This is a genomic window from Streptomyces sp. NBC_00620 (assembly GCF_026341825.1).
Classification (GTDB): Bacteria; Actinomycetota; Actinomycetes; order Streptomycetales; family Streptomycetaceae; genus Streptomyces.
Window position 1 is genome coordinate 1,349,074 of sequence record NZ_JAPENY010000002.1, and the last position, 17,359, is coordinate 1,366,432.

The 17,359-nt window shown below is 70.4% G+C and carries 10 protein-coding genes; 5 read left to right on the plus strand and 5 right to left on the minus strand.

Translation table 11 applies throughout. The features are described 5' to 3' along the window. Nucleotides 1-160 precede the first annotated feature (160 nt). A complete protein-coding gene (gene gcvP, locus OG246_RS25255) occupies nt 161-3,046 on the plus strand; it encodes an aminomethyl-transferring glycine dehydrogenase (protein ID WP_266467984.1) in 2,886 nt (961 codons plus the stop codon). A gap of 135 nt (nt 3,047-3,181) precedes the next feature. On the opposite strand, the gene OG246_RS25260 is transcribed toward gcvP, so the two are convergent. Both OG246_RS25260 and OG246_RS25265 read right to left on the minus strand, forming a co-directional pair. Beyond that, on the minus strand, nt 3,182-3,388 hold the full coding sequence (locus OG246_RS25260) for a DUF5999 family protein (protein ID WP_266467988.1): 207 nt from the start codon (nt 3,386-3,388) through the stop codon (nt 3,182-3,184). A gap of 360 nt (nt 3,389-3,748) precedes the next feature. Next, nucleotides 3,749-4,333 (minus strand): hypothetical protein, encoded by a 585-nt coding sequence (locus tag OG246_RS25265; protein ID WP_266467992.1) that lies wholly within the window; start codon nt 4,331-4,333, stop codon nt 3,749-3,751. A 544-nt stretch (nt 4,334-4,877) separates the two neighbouring features. Between OG246_RS25265 and OG246_RS25270 the strand changes: the two genes are divergently transcribed. Further along, a complete protein-coding gene (locus OG246_RS25270) occupies nt 4,878-6,395 on the plus strand; it encodes a glutamate-cysteine ligase family protein (protein ID WP_266467995.1) in 1,518 nt (505 codons plus the stop codon). A gap of 56 nt (nt 6,396-6,451) precedes the next feature. On the opposite strand, the gene OG246_RS25275 is transcribed toward OG246_RS25270, so the two are convergent. Continuing rightward, nucleotides 6,452-8,215 carry a substrate-binding and VWA domain-containing protein gene (locus OG246_RS25275; protein ID WP_266467998.1) on the minus strand — a complete coding sequence of 588 codons (1,764 nt, stop codon included), beginning with the start codon at nt 8,213-8,215 and terminating at the stop codon, nt 6,452-6,454. Nucleotides 8,216-8,400: 185 nt separating this feature from the next. Between OG246_RS25275 and OG246_RS25280 the strand changes: the two genes are divergently transcribed. Beyond that, entirely contained in the window at nt 8,401-9,201 is an 801-nt protein-coding gene (locus OG246_RS25280; RefSeq protein WP_266468002.1) for a CPBP family intramembrane glutamic endopeptidase, read from the plus strand. A 67-nt stretch (nt 9,202-9,268) separates the two neighbouring features. Here OG246_RS25280 and OG246_RS25285 read toward each other — a convergent pair whose 3' ends face one another. Continuing rightward, complete coding sequence (locus OG246_RS25285) at nt 9,269-10,102, minus strand: PhzF family phenazine biosynthesis protein (protein WP_266468005.1); 834 nt, start codon at nt 10,100-10,102, stop codon at nt 9,269-9,271. 104 nt (nt 10,103-10,206) lie between these two features. Next, nucleotides 10,207-12,303 (minus strand): SpoIIE family protein phosphatase, encoded by a 2,097-nt coding sequence (locus OG246_RS25290; RefSeq protein WP_266468007.1) that lies wholly within the window; start codon nt 12,301-12,303, stop codon nt 10,207-10,209. Between the two features lie 279 nt (nt 12,304-12,582). Here OG246_RS25290 and OG246_RS25295 point away from each other — a divergent pair, with 279 nt between their 5' ends. Continuing rightward, nucleotides 12,583-14,403, plus strand: coding sequence for a glycoside hydrolase family 15 protein (locus tag OG246_RS25295; RefSeq protein ID WP_266468008.1), 1,821 nt, complete (start codon nt 12,583-12,585; stop codon nt 14,401-14,403). Between the two features lie 151 nt (nt 14,404-14,554). Continuing rightward, nucleotides 14,555-17,242 (plus strand): LuxR C-terminal-related transcriptional regulator, encoded by a 2,688-nt coding sequence (locus OG246_RS25300; RefSeq protein WP_266468011.1) that lies wholly within the window; start codon nt 14,555-14,557, stop codon nt 17,240-17,242. Nucleotides 17,243-17,359 lie beyond the last annotated feature (117 nt).

A 17,359-nucleotide genomic window follows, 5' to 3' on the forward strand; every position in this document is an offset into this window, starting at 1 on the left:
TGCCGATGATGGCTCCCGCTCTCACCGACGGTGAAAGTCGGGTCGCAGTGGGCGGGCGGTCCGGTGAAGCTCTCAGGTTGAGATGACAGAGGGGGAGGCCGTCGGGGTACCCGTGCCGGGGTGCCCCTCGAAGGTCGCGTGTGACCAGGAGGCCTCCGCCATGACCGCCCCTCGCATTCCGCTCTCCGAGCTCGAACAGGGAATCCCCTTCGAGCAGCGCCATATCGGGCCCGACACCGGGGCACGGGCCAAGATGCTCGCGCAGGTCGGATACGGCTCGCTCGACGAGCTCACGGCCACCGCGGTACCGGACGTGATCAAGAACGCCGAGGCGCTGGAGCTGCCGGGCGCGCGTACCGAGGCCGAGGTACTGGCCGAACTGCGTTCCCTCGCGGACCGCAACCAGGTGCTCGACTCGATGATCGGGCTCGGCTACTACGGGACCTTCACTCCGCCGGTGATCCTGCGGAACGTCATGGAGAGCCCGGCCTGGTACACCGCGTACACGCCGTACCAGCCCGAGATCTCGCAGGGCCGGCTCGAGGCGCTGCTGAACTTCCAGACCGTTGTCGCCGAACTGACCGGCCTGCCGACCTCCGGTGCCTCGCTGCTCGACGAGAGCACCGCGGCCGCCGAGGCGATGGCGCTGTCCCGGCGCATGGGCAAGAACAAGAAGGGTCTCTTCCTGGTCGACGCGGACGCGCTGCCGCAGACCGTCGCCGTCATCCAGACTCGCGCGGAGCCGACCGGTGTCGAGGTCGTCGTCGCCGACCTGAGCGAGGGCATTCCCGCCGAGATCGCCGGGCGTGAGATCAACGGCGTGATGATCCAGTACCCGGGCGCCTCCGGTGCCGTACGCGACATCAAGCCGCTGATCGAGCAGGCGCACGAGCTGGGTGCGGTCGTCACCGTCGCCGCCGATCTGCTCGCCCTGACCCTGCTGACCTCGCCGGGCGAGCTGGACGCGGACATCGCGGTCGGTACGACGCAGCGGTTCGGGGTGCCGATGGCCTTCGGCGGGCCGCACGCCGGGTACATGGCGGTGCGCGAGAAGTTCGCGCGCAGCCTTCCGGGCCGGCTCGTGGGCGTGTCCGTCGACGCGGACGGGCACAAGGCGTACCGCCTCGCCCTGCAGACGCGGGAGCAGCACATCCGTCGCGAGAAGGCGACGAGCAACATCTGTACGGCTCAGGTGCTGCTCGCCGTGATGGCCGGTATGTACGCCGTCTACCACGGTCCCGAGGGGCTGAAGACGATCGCTCGGCGTACGCACCGGTACGCGACGATCCTCGCCGAGGGTCTGAAGGCCGGCGGAGTAGAGGTCGTACACGGCGCCTACTTCGACACGCTGACCGTACGCGTCCAGGGCCGGGCCGCCGAGATCGTGGCGGGCGCGTGTGAGCGGGGGGTCAACCTGCACCTCGTCGACGCCGACCGTGTGTCGATCTCCTGCGACGAGACCACCACGCGCAGGCAACTGGCCGCCGTGTGGGCCGCGTTCGGTGTCGAGGGTGATGTCGAGGCGCTGGACTCGACCGCCGAGGACACTCTTCCGGCAGCGCTGCTGCGCTCCGACGAGTACCTCGCGCACCCGGTGTTCCACCAGTACCGCTCCGAGACGGCGATGCTGCGCTACCTGCGCAAGCTGTCCGACCGTGACTACGCGCTCGACCGCGGCATGATCCCGCTGGGCTCCTGCACGATGAAGCTCAACGCGACGACGGAGATGGAGCCGGTCACCTGGCCCGAGTTCGGACAGCTGCACCCCTTCGCGCCCGCCGAGCAGGCGCAGGGCTACCTCACGCTCATCCGTGAGCTGGAGGAGCAACTCGCCGAGGTCACCGGGTACGACAAGGTGTCGCTGCAGCCCAACGCCGGGTCGCAGGGTGAGCTGGCCGGTCTGCTCGCCGTACGCGGATACCACCGTGCGAACGGTGACGAGCAGCGCACCGTGTGTCTGATCCCGTCCTCCGCGCACGGCACGAACGCGGCGAGCGCCGTGATGGCCGGCATGAAGGTCGTCGTCGTGAAGACGGCCGACGACGGCGAGATCGACGTCGAGGATCTGCGCGCCAAGATCGAGCAGCACCGCGACGAGCTGTCCGTGCTGATGATCACGTACCCCTCGACGCACGGCGTCTTCGAGGAGCACGTCGCCGACATCTGTGCGCAGGTCCACGAGGTGGGTGGCCAGGTGTATGTGGACGGTGCCAACCTCAACGCCCTTGTGGGGCTTGCCAAGCCGGGGCATTTCGGCGGCGACGTCTCGCACCTCAACCTGCACAAGACGTTCTGCATCCCGCACGGCGGCGGCGGTCCGGGCGTCGGGCCGGTCGGTGTGCGTGCGCACCTGGCGCCGTACCTGCCGAACCACCCGTTGCAGCCGGCGGCCGGTCCCGAGACGGGTGTCGGTCCGATCTCGGCCGCTCCGTGGGGCTCCGCCGGGATTCTGCCGATCTCGTGGGCGTACGTCCGGCTCATGGGAGGCGAGGGGCTGAAGCGTGCCACGCAGGTGGCCGTGCTTTCCGCGAACTACATCGCCAAGCGCCTCGAGCCGCATTTCCCGGTGCTCTACACCGGTCCCGGCGGGCTCGTCGCGCACGAGTGCATCATCGACCTGCGGCCGCTGACCAAGGCGACCGGCGTGAGTGTCGACGACATCGCCAAGCGGCTGATCGACTACGGGTTCCACGCGCCGACGATGTCGTTCCCGGTGGCCGGCACGCTGATGATCGAGCCGACCGAGTCCGAGGACCTGGTGGAACTCGACCGGTTCTGCGAGGCGATGATCGCCATCCGCGGGGAGATCGAGAAGGTCGGATCGGGCGAGTGGGCGGCGGACGACAATCCGCTGCGCAACGCTCCGCACACCGCTGCCTCGCTCGGCGGGGAGTGGGAGCACGCCTACAGCCGTGAGGAGGCCGTCTTCCCGGCCGGTGTCTCGGTCGCGGACAAGTACTGGCCGCCGGTGCGCCGCATCGACCAGGCGTACGGCGACCGGAACCTGGTCTGCTCCTGCCCGCCGCTGGATGCCTACGAGGACTGATCAGCGTTCAGGACTTGGACGCTTACGGGGAGTAACCACCCTCGGATACGCGTCGGGGCCGGTTCGGAGAGTGCGTCTCCGGGCCGGCCCCTCTTATGTCTGGGCGGCCTTGCGGGCGCCACCCGGTCGTGCGGTTCAGGCCGCCGTCATCACGTGCTCGCTGCCCTTCGGGCGGTGCGGGGCGATGATCTGGCCGTCAGGCAGGAGCTCACCGGTGTCCTCGAAGAGCAGAACGCCGTTGCACAGGAGGCTCCATCCCTGCTCAGGGTGGTGCGCCGCGAGGCGGGCGGACTCCCGGTCGGCGGATTCGGCTGGCGGACACGGCGGCTTGTGCTGGCACATGGATGGGATCTTTCGCTGGGTTGAGATGTGAGTGTTGGCTGTGGTGTCTGTCCCGCGGCTCGATGTGGTCATGGCCGCCCCCCGTTGATGTGTTGTATGGAACCCAGTGTTGCCCCACGGGCGTCAATCCGCAGGGATTTCGCGGCAGCACTTCTCACAGGTTGATGACGCATCACCCGTGCGGACGGTTCATTCCAACTGCGTTGTCTCTTCGGGTGGTTCGTGGTGGTCGAATGGGGCTAGTCAGGTCGGGCGCAGGGGGCGTTTTCCCTCGTACGAGCGCATTGGGGCCCGAACGAGCGAAGTGCCCCGCGCCGGCAGAGCGGCGGCGGGGCACGGACGCTGGTGCGGGTAGCTGTGCTACGCGGGTGAGCTGAGCAGCGGGGCGGGAGTGAGCCGGTGGGTGAGGACCGGCAGCAGTTCGGCGACGCGGTGCGGACGGTGTGCGGCGATGCCGGGCGGGGCGGGCGCCAGCGGGACCAGGATGTCGGTGGCGGCGGGGTGGCCGGTGGCGCCGTCCGCGGTGACGTCGCCGTGCAGCCAGAGCGTGAGCATGTACAGCTCGGGCACGGACAGCAGGCGGGCCTGGTACGACTGCTTCATGCTCTCGGCCTGGCGCAGCGCGCGTTCGGTGGCGGTGATGTACGGGCCCTCGAAGAAGCGGGAGAAGGCCCAGCCGTCGGGGGTCAGCATGGTGTCGGCCGCGGCGACCGCGCGGTCGCCGCAGCGGATCAGGAAGCGCCACCCGGCGAGCCGGGTGGCGGACCCTCCCGCGGGGGCGATCCGGTCCAGGACGTGCACGGGAAGCGGGAGTTCGGGTGTGACGGGTCCCTGTGCCATGCGTAGGGACGGAGTACGCGCCTCGCGGACGGCGGTGGGTGAACCGAGTGCCGTGAGGACGGAGCGCAGGGCGGGCGCGGGAGCCGGGGGTACGTGCAGCGGCATGGTGGGTCGCCTCTCATTCGACAGGCACGGTGGCGCGAGGGCGTGGGCGGACGGCGCTGTCAGCTCTCGGGGTCAAAGGGGCGAGGGATCTGGATCTGCCGACACATGTGTCGCCTGCCTGTGTCACCTGGACGGCAGGACCCTGGGACCGCGAGCGCCAACTCTCTGCCTCGTTCGCGGAGTTTATACGAGACGTGTTCTCACGGTGTTTCGTCTAGCCGCCTCGAATATGAAGAGCAAGGCACTATTCGGTCGGCGAAACGAGAGGTTTATGCTGGTTCTGTGCGGAAGCGCCGCGATGACCTCGGAATGCTTCGCCGGAGCGGTCGGCCGATTCTCGTCGGCGTTTTTCACGAGATCGTTCCCGAGTGAAACTGCGCACTGCTCCATGCCTGGTGAATGTGCCTGGGAGCACTCGGTTCAGAGTAGCGGGCGGCGGGTGTCCGCAGGACGTTATCGATCGCGTTGCCTGGGCATCATCCCCCGTGACCAGGGACGCCAGGGGCCGGGGTATCGGCCTGCCCATCCGAGGAGGGACGCTTCGATGGGAGAGAAGGTCGTGGGAGGGCCGTTCGCCCTGTCCGATCGCCAGCACTACCGCGGCAAGCTCCGGCAGTGTCTGACGGGGCTGGCGCGGCTGCTGGAGGAGGAGCGGTTCGACCGCCCGAAGAATCTCATGGGCCTGGAGATCGAGCTGAATCTCGCAGGGACCGACGGAACCCCGAGAATGATGAATGCGCAAGTACTTGAAAGGATTGCGAGCCGCGATTTCCAAACAGAACTCGCCATGTTCAACCTGGAAATCAACATAGCCCCACACCGATTGGGCGGGCGGGTATTCGACAGGCTCGCCGAGGAGCTGCGGACCTCCCTCGCGTACGCCCATCGGAAAGCGAAGGAAGTCGACGCCGGAATCGTGATGATCGGGATTCTGCCGACGCTCGAACAGAGCGATCTGGTCTCCTCGAACCTGTCGGACGTCGATCGCTACACCTTGCTCAACGACCAGATAGTCGCAGCCCGCGGCGAGGATTTCGCGCTCGACATCGACGGTGTGGAGCGACTCACTTGTACGTCGAAGTCCATCGCGCCCGAAGCCGCCTGCACCTCCGTGCAGTTGCACCTCCAGGTCACCCCGGGTCGGTTCGCCGACGTGTGGAACGCCGCGCAGGCGGTCGCCGCGGCCCAGGTCGCGGTGGGCGCCAACTCGCCCTTCCTCTTCGGCCACGAGCTGTGGAGCGAGTCCCGGCCCCCGCTGTTCCAGCAGTCCACCGACACCAGGCCGCCCGAGTTGCAGGCGCAGGGGGTACGGCCGCGCACCTGGTTCGGGGAACAGTGGATCTCGTCCGCGTACGACCTCTTCGAGGAGAACCTGCGCTTCTTCCCGCCCCTCCTGCCCATCTGCGACGAGGAGGACCCGCTGGGTGTCCTGGACGCCGGAGGCATTCCGAAGCTCGCCGAACTCGTGCTGCACAACGGCACGGTGTACCGCTGGAACCGGCCCGTGTACGGGGTCGCCGACGGGGTCCCCCATCTGCGTGTCGAGAACCGGGTGCTGCCCGCAGGCCCCACCGTCACCGACGTCATCGCCAACGCGGCCTTCTACTACGGGCTCGTCCGCGCGCTTGCCGAAGAGGCGCGGCCCGTGTGGGCGCGGTTGCCTTTCGCGTCCGCCGCCGCCAACTTCGACGCCGCGTGCCGCCATGGCATCGACGCGCGCCTTGAGTGGCCCAGGCGTGGCCGGTACGGCGGGACGCACGAGGTGGAGGCCGTGGCGCTCGTGCGGGACGAGCTGCTGCCGCTCGCCGCGGCGGGCCTTGACGCGTGGGGGGTCGAGCCCGCCGACCGGGACCTCTATCTCGGCGTGATCGAGGAGCGGTGCCGGCTGCGCGTCAACGGGGCGAGCTGGCAGGCGGCGACCTTCCACCGGGCGCTGGAGAAGGGGCTCGGGCGGGATGACGCGCTGGCCGCGACCACACGGCGCTACGGCGAGCTGATGCATCTCGGGGAGCCCGTGCACACCTGGCCGGTGGGGCTGCCGGAGCCGGTTTCCTTGAGGTGAGAGGCGAGAGGCGAGAGGTGAGACGTGGGGGGTGAGGCGGGCGTGAGAGGTGGGCGTCAGCCTTGGCTGCCCGCCTCCACGATCGCCTTCAGGATCACCGAGTGGATCTGCGACGGGTCGTTGACCTGGTGGCCGGAACCGCCGGTCGCCTTGGCGATCTCCTCGACCTCCTCCTGGTCGGCGTCCGGGCCCACCGCGATCGCGATCAGCAGCACCGGGCGCTCCGGGGTGGTGAGTTCCTGCAACTTGGCGACCAGGGCCGAGCGCGAAATGCTTCCCGGGTCCTGGTTGACGCCGTCGGTCAGCAGGACCAGCGCGTTGAACTTCTCCTTCTTGTAGGAGGACGTGGCCGCCTGGTACGCGGCCAGCGTGGTGTCGTACAGACCCGTCGAGCCGCCCGGGACGGGCTCCAGGGCGCTGAAGGCGGCCGACAGCTTGTCCCGCTGGGTGCCCTCGCCCTTGGTGTCGCCGAGCCGCTCGGTCGGCACCACGACTTGGTAGTCGCGGTCGCCGTCGAGACGGGTGGAGAACTTCCACAGGCCGATCTCGTCCTCCGGGGTGAAGGTGGCGAGGGCCTGCAGCAGGGACGCCTTGGTGACGTCCATACGGGTCTGGTCGGTGCCCGGCACCGGCTCGGTCATGGAGGCGGAGGCGTCGACGACCGTGGTGATACGGGCGCTCTGCACCGTGATCGTCCACATGCCGAGGGCCTCCTGGAGCGCCTTCGCCGAGGCCGGTTCGGCCGCTACGCGTGCGTACGGCTGCGGGGCGCGTCCGCCCGCCTCGGTGACCAGTGCGGCCGAGGGGTTCTCGTCGTCCGTGCGGAAGCCGTGCTTCTCCAGGATCTTCTGGGGCTCCTTCTCGCCAAGCAGGGCCATGAACCGCAGGGCCGCGCGGCTCTCGTCGGTGCTCAGCCGTACCTCGTCGACCAGCGTGAACGGGTAGTCGAGCAGCGGCGTTCCGTCCTTGGGGTAGAAGAGGTCGAGCCCGTCGGCGTTGTCGGCCGAGGAGTTGTACGCGAACGCCGCCTGCTCGGAGAGGATCAGCGCCTGGTTCCGCTTCGGGTTGCCCTGCTCGGTGCCCGAGGAGTCGCGCGGGAGGGTGTCCAGGACCTGGCTGTCGTTGTCGGAAGTGCGCTGCGAGAGCGCCTGGGCCATGGCGGCCGCCTGGGTGTCGCCGCCCTCGGTCCCTGCCGCCGCGCTGCTCAGCTGCGTCAGCGCGAGCAGACCGGTCGCACTGCGCGCCGGGTCGGCGGCGCCGAGCTTCAGGCGGTCGCTCGTCATCGCGGCACCGGCCAACTCGGTCCAGGTGTACGTCTTGTCCGGCCACCCCAGCGACTTGGCGGCCGTCGGGATCATGGCGACGCCGACCGGCGACGACGCGACGTTGCCGACGTCGCTCACCTGGGTCGCGTCGCTGTCCCCGGTGACGCGCTGCACCCACAGATTCGAGTCGGGCACCCACGCCTGGACGTCGGACTTCTTGCCCGTCAGCAGGGCGTCGGCGACCTTGTACGACTCGCGAGCGGTCACGCTGACGTCGAGGCAGTGGCCGTCGGAGGTGATGTCGCGCTCACGGGCATACTCCGCCGTGGCCGTGAGAGCGGGTGCCAGGTCCGGCGATGCGGCGATCTTGACGCGCACCGCGTCGTCCCGGCAGGAGGAGCCGAAGGAGAGCAGGCCACTGCGGACCGCGACCGCAGTGCCTGCCGCGACCGTGAGTACGAGCGCCGTCGCGATGGCCACAGTGCGACGGCGCGCGCGTGGTCGGGGGTCGGCGGTGCCCGCCCCGTACTCGTCGGGCAAGCTGTGTCGTCCCATGAGGGTGGTGCCTCCCTGTTGAGCCCTGAGCCGTGAAACGGTCACAAGGCAGACAAAAGGGGGAGGTACGCCCCGTACGGCGCCCGTCCCCCAACGGCCAGTCGCGCACGATCTTCGTAACTTCTTTCGAGACCCTAGCGGGGCGAAGATGGGGATGAGGCGGGATTACTCAACTGGAGGCGGGAGTGCAGGTGGAGGCGGGGTCGGTGGCCGATTCCTTTCGGGAGAAGGGGCTGACACGACGGATTTTCCGGGATGAGACGCTGCTCGTCCTGGGGCTCTCGCTCGGCGCGAGCGGGGTTTCCGCGCTGATCAGCTTTATCGGGTCGGTCACCAAACCAGGAGGGCTCGCGAATCAGGCGGCCACCATGAACGCCTCGGCCGCGCCCGGGCGTCCCTGGCTGGATCTGGCCTGGCAGCTCTTCGGAATCGCGTCGGCGCTGGTGCCCGTCGCGCTGGTCGCGCACTTCCTGCTGAGGGAGGGCGAGGGGCTGCGCGTGATCGGCTTCGACCGCACGCGCCCCTGGCCGGACCTCGGGCGCGGGGCCGTGATCGCGGCGGTGATCGGCAGCACGGGCATCGCCTTCTATCTGGCGGCCCGGGGGTTCGGCGCCAACCTCACGGTGGTGCCCGAGGCGTTGCCCGACGTGTGGTGGAAATTCCCCGTGCTGATCATGTCCGCGATCCAGAACGCGGTCCTCGAAGAGGTGATCGTCGTCGGGTATCTGCTGCGCCGCCTTGGCCAGTTGGGCTGGACGCCGGTCACCGCGCTGGTGGCGAGCTCGGTGCTGCGCGGCTCCTACCACCTCTACCAGGGCATCGGCGGGTTCGTCGGCAACATGGCGATGGGCGTGGTCTTCGTCTACCTGTACCGGCGTTGGGGGCGAGTCGGGCCGTTGGTGGTGGCGCACTCGCTGCTCGACATCGGGGCATTCGTGGGGTACGCGCTGCTGGCGGGGAAGGTGGGGTGGCTGCCGACGGCGTGAGGCGGTCCTGAAGCGCGTACGGAACTTGAAGGGGCGTACGGCATTCTCGTACGCCCCTTCGGTGCTGTCACGCGAGCAGTTCGCCCTCGATGACCGTGACCGCGCGGCCGGTGAGGAGTGTGCGGTCGCCGCGCAGTCGGGTGCGGACGAGACCGGAGCGTGCGGAGGCCTGCAGGCCGGTGAGGTCCGGGCGGCCCAGGCGCTCGGACCAGTAGGGCGCGAGGGCTGTGTGGGCGCTTCCCGTGACCGGGTCCTCGTCGATGCCGAGGTTCGGGAAGAAGCAGCGGGACACGAAGTCGTAGCCCTGGGAGGGGTCTTCGGCGCGGGCGGTCGCGATGATGCCGCGCTCGGAGTATCGCGCGAGAGCCTTGTGGCCGGGGGTGAGGCCGCGGACCGTCTTCTCGTCGGCGACCTCGATCAGCAGGTCGCCGATGTTCGGGCCGGTGTCGAAGACCGAGAGCGGCTGGGTACCGAGGGCCTCGGCGACCTTGTCCGGGATCTCGACCGGGGTGAGCGGCGCGGTGGGGAAGTCCAGCGTGATGGAACCGTCCTCGTGGGGGGTGGCGATGAGGACGCCGCTGAGCGTGGCGAACCGTACGGGTCCCTCGTGGGCGCCCGTGGTGTGCAGCACGTGGGCGGTTGCCAGCGTCGCGTGCCCGCACATCGCGACCTCGGCGACGGGGGTGAACCAGCGCAGCGCCCAGTCGGCCTCGCCGCCCTTGGGCAGGCGGTGGGCGAACGCCGTCTCGGCGTGGTTGACCTCCAGCGCCACGTTCTGGAGCCAGGCGTCGTCCGGGAAGGACGGGGACGACGCCGACGGGGACGGGTCGAGGAGGAGGACCCCGGCCGGGTTGCCGGTGAAGGGGCGGTCGGTGAAGGCGTCGACGATTCGAATGCGCATGGGAGCGACGCTAACCGTCCCGCGAATCCGCCGGCCAAGGCCAATTCCGTTGTACTGGACCGGTTCTGGGCGGGAGGGGCTCTGGCCGGGCCCGCACCGTGAGGTCAGCGCATGCTGTCGGGGTTCGTGACGCGCGGCAGTGCCTGCTCGGTCCAGATCGTCTTGCCCGGGGCCGTGTAGCGGGTTCCCCACGTCTGTGCGACCTGCGCGGTGATGAAGAGACCGCGTCCGCCCTCGTCGACCATGCCCGCGTGGCGCAGGTGCGGTGCGGCCGTGCCCGCGTCCCGTACCTCGCAGGTCAGGGTGCGGTCGTGGATCAGGCGGAGTTCAAGTGGCGGGCTGCCGTACTTGACCGCGTTGGTGACGAGTTCGCTGACGATGAGCTGGGTGTTGAAGGCTGTCTCGTCGTCCACGTGCCAGGCGGCGAGCTGCCCGCGGGTGCGGTGTCGGGCGAGGGCCACGGCGGCGGGGTCGGGGTCGAGCGGCCACGCGGCGAACCGGTCGGGGGGAAAGGACCGGGTGCGCGCGACGATCATCGCGGCATCGCCGGCGCCCAGACCTGCCGGGAGCGCGTAGACGAGGGCGTCGCAGAGGTCCTGCAGCGGGCGCTCGCGGTAGTCCGGCGCCGACGCCAACGGACCTGAGGACTCCGCGAGATACGCGGTGAGCAGCGGGTCACTCGTGAACACCAGGACGCTGCCGTCCGGCACCTCGACGTCGACGGCGGCGAAGGGCGCGCCCTCCATCGTGCCCAGCCGCGGCCCGGCAGGTGCGCCGGGGACGGTCACCGTGCGGTCGGGGCGCACGACGAGGGGAGCCAGGTGGCCGCCTGCCGCCATCGTGAACATGCCGGTAAGAGGGTCGTGTACCGCGTACACACAGTCGGCGGTGAGCGCCTCGCGGCGCAGCGGATCGCCGAACGGGAGATGCGACCGTTCGGCCGCGAGTTGTCCCGCCGTGTGGTGCAGACGGGCGAGGAGTTCGTCGGGGGCGAGGTCGAACGCCGACAGGGAGCGTACGGCGGTGCGCAGCTGCCCCATGGTCGCGGCCGCGTTCAGACCGCGCCCCGACACCTTGCCGACGACGAGGGCGGTACGGGCGCCGGACAGGGCGATGGTGTCGTACCAGGCGCCCGGATCGGCGCCGGTGACGGAGAGGTAGGCGGTCTCCAGCGACGGGTGGGTCACCGGGCGGCGGGGCAGCAGCTGGCGCTGGACCGTGGCGGCGACCGTGTGCTCCCGGATGTAGCGCCGCGCGTTGTCGATGCACAACGCCGTGTGTGTGGCCAGCTCGGCCGCGAGCTCCCGGTCGCCCTCGTCGAAGGGAGGGGAGTTTCCGCTGCGGTACAGGCTGACCACGCCGAGGGCCGCGTCGCGCAGCGCCAGGGGAACCACGAGGAGGGAGTGGGCCCCCGAGGAGTGGATGGCCTCCGCGCGCGGGGGATCGACGGACAGCCACGGTGCGGTCGGACGGAGCGCGACCACGCGTGGACGCAGGTCCGTCAGGGCTTGGGTGAAAGGGGTCGGAGCCGGCAGCCGGCGGACGTCGCCCACCGGATGGGCCTGCGGCGGCCGTGCCCGGTTGCTGCGGAACGCGGTGCGCATCAGGGGCGTGCCCGTGGGCAGCGGGGCCTGCGGCGGGTCGTCACCGCGGATCACGGCCTCCACCACCTCCACGATCGCGATGTCGGCGAACGCGGGGACCACGGTCGGGACGAGTTCCTCGCCGGTCACGGCCGGATCCAGAGTGCGTCCCACGTACCGGCGTACGGAGTCGAGCACCTCGCTTCGGGTACGGGCGCGTTCCCGTGCGGTGACGTCGATCGCGGTGACGGCCACTCCCAGCACCGACCCGCGCGGGCTCTGCAGGCGCAGCGCGCTGATCTCGAAGTGCCGCTCCTGCGGTGGGTCCCCTTTGACACGCGCCCGGACGACGCGCTGCAGCAGGGGGGCTCCGCTGTCCAGCACCTCGCGCAGGAGTGCCTCCAGGGCGCCGCCTTCGACGATGTCGTAGACATCGCGGACCGGGCGTCCCTGCAGTTCGTCCGAGGGACCGCCACGCATGAGGGGGGTGGCGGTGTTGACCCGTACCACCCGCAGATCGGTGTCCAGCAGGTGGAGCCCGATCGGTGACTGCGTGAACAGCGCCTCCAGCATCGAGATCGCCGTCTCGTCCACTTGCCGGCCGGGGTCGTGCGCCACGGGGACCACCTCCGAGCTCCCATTGCGCTTGCTCCGGCGCACGGCTGCCCCACATCCGGGCGCGCTTCCAGCGTGCTCCGCGGTCGGCGCGCTCGCACCCGCAGAGCGCCCGGCCGCGCTGAAGGAGCTGGCGGGACGACCCGTTCTCCGGCGCCGGAGAACTCACCCGTGCCGGGGGAGGCCGGCGCGCCCCGGCGCGGCGAGGGTGGCGGATGCGGGGCGCACGGCGCCCGGGACGCTCGGGTGCCCGGGACGCTCCTGCCGGAAGGAACCACTGATATGCGACGTTATCCCCCGATCGCGGACCATGGGCTGGTCGGAGACCTGCAGACCGCCGCGCTGGTCTCCTCCGACGGCACGGTCGACTGGCTGTGTGCGCCCAGGTTCGACTCGCCCAGCGTGTTCGCCTCGCTCCTCGACCACGACCGCGGCGGGCACTTCACCGTCGCCGCCGACACCCAACGCCCCCCGGTGCAGCTGTACTTGCAGGACACCGCGATCCTGGTGACCCGTTTCCTCGGGGAGGCGGGAGTGGGCGAGGTGATCGACTTCATGCCGGTGGACCACCCGGAGCGCCCGGCGGCCCGGCACCGGCTGGTCAGGATCCTGAGGGCGACCCGTGGCCAGGTCCGCTTCTCCCTGGAGTGCCGGCCCCGCTTCGACTACGGCCGAGCCGGGCACCGCACCGACGTGGGCGAGGACGCGGTCCGCTTCGACGCTCCCGGCGCCCAGGCGTCGCTGCAGACGGCCGGTCCCATCAGGTGGAGCAGGGAAGGGGACGACGTACGCAGCGAACTCACCCTGGCCGAGGGCGAGTTCGCCGCCGTAGTGCTGACAGTGGGTGATGCGGACGACGCGCCCTTGCCGCCGCTGACGGAGGCGGACGTGAGGACGTTGTTCAAGGGGACCCGGGACTTCTGGCACGCGTGGGTTCGCCGCAGCCGGTACCGCGGGCGCTGGCAGGACATGGTGAACAGGTCGGCCATCACGCTGAAACTGCTCACGTACGCGCCGACCGGGGCGCCCGTCGCGGCGCCCACCATGGGGCTGCCCGAGCAGATCGGCGGCACACGCAACTGGGACTACCGCTACACCTGGATACGGGACGGCTCGTTGTCGGTCGGTGCTCTGCTGGGACTCGGTTACCTCGAGGAGGCCCACGCGTTCAGCAGGTGGCTCGGTGACCGGGTCCGGGCGGGCCGCACCGTGAGCGGCGAGCCCCTGCAGATCATGTACCGCATCGACGGGGAACCGGATCTGCCGGAGGAGGTTCTCGACCATTTCGAGGGCTACCAGGGATCGGCGCCGGTACGGGTGGGCAACGGCGCCGCGGGCCAGCTCCAGCTCGACATCTACGGTGAGGCGGCGCTGGCACTGGCGCAAGGAGTGGAGGACGCTCGCCAAGTGCCGCCGTACGAGGGCTGGAAGGCCCTGTCCGGGGTGCTCGACTGGCTGGTGAAGGCCTGGGACCGGCCCGACGAGGGGATCTGGGAGACCCGGGGCGGACAGAAGGACTTCACCTACAGCCGCGTCATGTGCTGGACCGCCTTCGACCGGGGCATCCGGATGGCCCGTGAATTCGCCCGGCCCGCCGACACCGCGGGATGGGGCGCGGCACGGGACAACATCATGGGCCAGGTCATGGAGCGCGGCTGGAGCACGGAGCGCCGGGCGTTCGTGCAGGAGTACGGGGACACCACCCTCGATGCCTCCCTGCTGCTCATGCCCTCCGTCGGTTTCATCTCGCCGAAGGATCCGCGCTGGCTGTCCACGATGGAGGCGATGGAACAGGAACTCGTCTCCGACAGCCTTGTCCATCGGTACGACCCGGCGGCGTCCCCGGACGGACTGCGCGGCAGCGAGGGCACGTTCTCCCTGTGCAGCTTCCTGTACGTCGACGCGCTCGCGCAGGCGGGGCAGCTCGGTCCGGCCAGGTATGCCTTCGACAAGATGCTCACCTACGCCAACCACGCGGGTCTGTTCGCCGAGGAGATCGGTCCGACGGGGGACCAGCTCGGGAACTTCCCGCAGGCCTTCACGCACTTGGCGCTGATCACGGCCGCCCTCTCGCTGGATCACCAGATGGACGCCGCCCGCTGAAGGCCGCGGGTCTTTCAACGGACCCGCAGAAGCGTGCGCTGGGCCCAGGGCCTCCGGGCGAGGCACCGGGCCCGGCGCGCACATGCACAGGAACGCTGGGATGCTGAAAGGAGCGCTGCCCATGACCTGACGAACAACGGCGGTGAGTTCCATGGCTGGGTTGGCGGAGAACGGTCAGGAAGCGGCCACGCCGGGCGCCGATCCCAGGGGAGACCCGTTTCTGCGTACGCGGTTCGCGATACCGACGCCCCCTGCGACGTTCCTGCGGCGGGAGCGGTTGGTCAGCCACCTCGACCAGGCACTTCTGACACCGCTGACCGTGGTCAATGGAGCCGCGGGGGCGGGCAAGACCCTGCTGGTCGCCGACTGGACCGCGGCACGGGACACGTCCGTCGCCTGGCTCACCACCGAAGCGGACCAGGGGTGCGGAACGTTCTGGGCGTATCTGCTCCAGGCCCTGCGCGTCTCCGGTGTGCCGCTGCCCGCCGAGGTCGGGTTCCCCGCGGACGCGAGCCGTGTGGACCACGCGCTGTTGGCGCGGCTCGCCGCCGCACTGAGCGACCGGGACGCGCCCGCGATCGTGGTGCTCGACGCGTACGACCGGGTGACCGACCCGGAGATCGCGGAGCAGCTGGAGTTCGTCCTGCACCACTCGGGACGGGGCATGCGCCTGATTCTCGTCACCCGCACCGAACCGCTGCTGCCGCTGCACCGCTACCGAGCGGCCGGCGACATGACGGAGATCAGGGACGCCGAGCTGGCATTCACCCTCGACGAAGCGGCCGTACTGCTGGAGTCGCACGGGCTGCGCCTTCCCGTGCCCGCTGCGCGCACCCTCGTGGAGCGCACCCGGGGATGGGCCGTCGGACTGCGGCTGTGCGCCCTGGCCGCGCGGGAGAGCCCGGATCCCGAGAGGTATCTGAAGGAGTTCGAGGCCGAAGACACCACGGTCGCCGACTTCCTGCTCGCGGAGGTGCTCGAGCGGCAGAGCCCCGAGACGCAGGACCTCCTCCTGCGGGTCAGCGTCCTCGAGCGCTTCTGTCCCGAGCTGGCCAACGCGCTGACGGAGAGAACCGATGCGGTGTCCATCCTGGCCGCGCTGCACCGCGAGAACGCGTTCGTCGAGCACCTCGGGCACGCCTCGTACCGCCTCCACCCGCTGTTCGGGGAGATCCTCCGTGCCCATCTGCGGGCGCGGTCTCCCGGCCTCGAGCCCGAACTCCACCGGCGGGCCGCGGTCTGGCTGCGGGACTCCGGATCCCTCGCGGAGACACTCGGTCACGGTGCGGCCGCGGGCGACTGGGAGTTCACGGCCGGTGCCCTCGTCGACGATCTCGCCATCGGCCAGCTCTTCACCGGCCTGCGCCGCGACGACCTGGCCGAACTTTTCTCACGGATGGGGCCCGAGGCCACCAGCCCCGCCACGGAACTGGTCCACGCGGCCCGTGAACTGTCCGGGTGCGACCTCGACCGGGGCCTGACCCACCTGCAGCACGCCCAGCAGAGTCTTGCGGGGCAGCAGATGCCGGCCGGGGACGGCTCGACCGGCCTCGCGGCGGCCCAGCTGAGCTGCGCCCTCCTGGAAGCCCTGGCGGCCCGGCTGACCGGTTCGCCGGACAGGGCGGAAATGGCGGCGGAGGCGGCCGAGAGACTCCAGGAGCGGATACCCACCCGCCTTCTGGAAGAGCATCCCGAACTCACCGCTCTCCTCATGACCCATCTCGGCTCGACGCGGCTGTGGGCCGGGCGCTTCGACGGCGCACGTGCCGCTCTCACCACGGCGGCAGGCTCCTCCGGGGGAGCTTCGACGGCACTTCCGCGCGGGGAGTCCCTGGGGCATCTGGCCTTGATCGACTACTTGAACGGCTGGCTCGGCAGGGCGGAACGCAAGGCCCTGGCGGCGCTGCACACGGCGGAGCGGTTCAGTCTGCCTCGGGCGTCCGGCTCCGGCCTCGGCCTACTGGTCCTGGCCGCCGTCGCGGTCGACCGGAACGAACTGGGTGGGGCTCAGGACCTCCTCGACGAGGCCGCCGACCCGCACCGCGAGATGCGGGACCCGGTGACGGAAGCGGGGCGGTCCATCGCCACCTCCGGTCTGCTGTCTGCGAAGGGTCACACGCAAGCCGCGCTCGCAGCGACGGAACAGGCGGTCACCGCCGACGTGGTCTCCCCCTGGGCGGTGGGACACACCGCGCTGGTCGCCTCCGCCGTACACCTGGCGGAAGGCAGGCCGGAGACTGCCGCCGAGCTGCTGCAGGCGGTGCCCGACGGCCAGGTGGCGTGCGTCGTGGGGGCCGCGCGGGCTCAGCTCGCCGCGGGCAGGCCCGCAGAGGCGATCGACCTGCTCGACGGCTTGCACCCCGAGGGCCGCCTCGGCCCCGCGGTGACCGTCCGGGCCTCGCTGGTGAGGGCGCGTGCCGCCGACGAGGCGGGGGACTTCGCCGCCTCGCGCAGGCTCGTCGTCCAGGCCCTCCACGAGGCCCGGCGTGAGCGGCTGCGGCGTCCCTTCATCGAAGCCGGGCCGTGGATCCGGCCTCTGCTGGGCCTCGTACCGATGCGCGGCCTTGCCGCGGGCTGGCTCACGCCTGGTCCGACACCGCGCGGCGGTCCGCACCCGCCCAAGGACCAGCCTCCCGCGCCTGTCGTGGAGGAGCTGACCGGACGCGAGCGCGATGTGCTGCAACGGCTGGCCCAGATGATGTCGACGGACGAGATCGCCGCCGATCTGTATGTCTCGGTGAACACGGTCAAGACCCACCTCAAGAGCGTCTACCGGAAGCTGGCGGTGAACCGGCGTCACGACGCGGTGCTCCGCGGGCGCGAGCTGGGGCTGCTGTGACCGTCTCGGCGTGAGCGGTGAGCGGTGAGCGGTGAGCGGTGAGCGGTGCACGGGCTCGCGCGGCTCGTCCGGCTCGCCCGTGGTGGGTGAGGCGCAGGGGGAGTTCTTCGGCTGCGA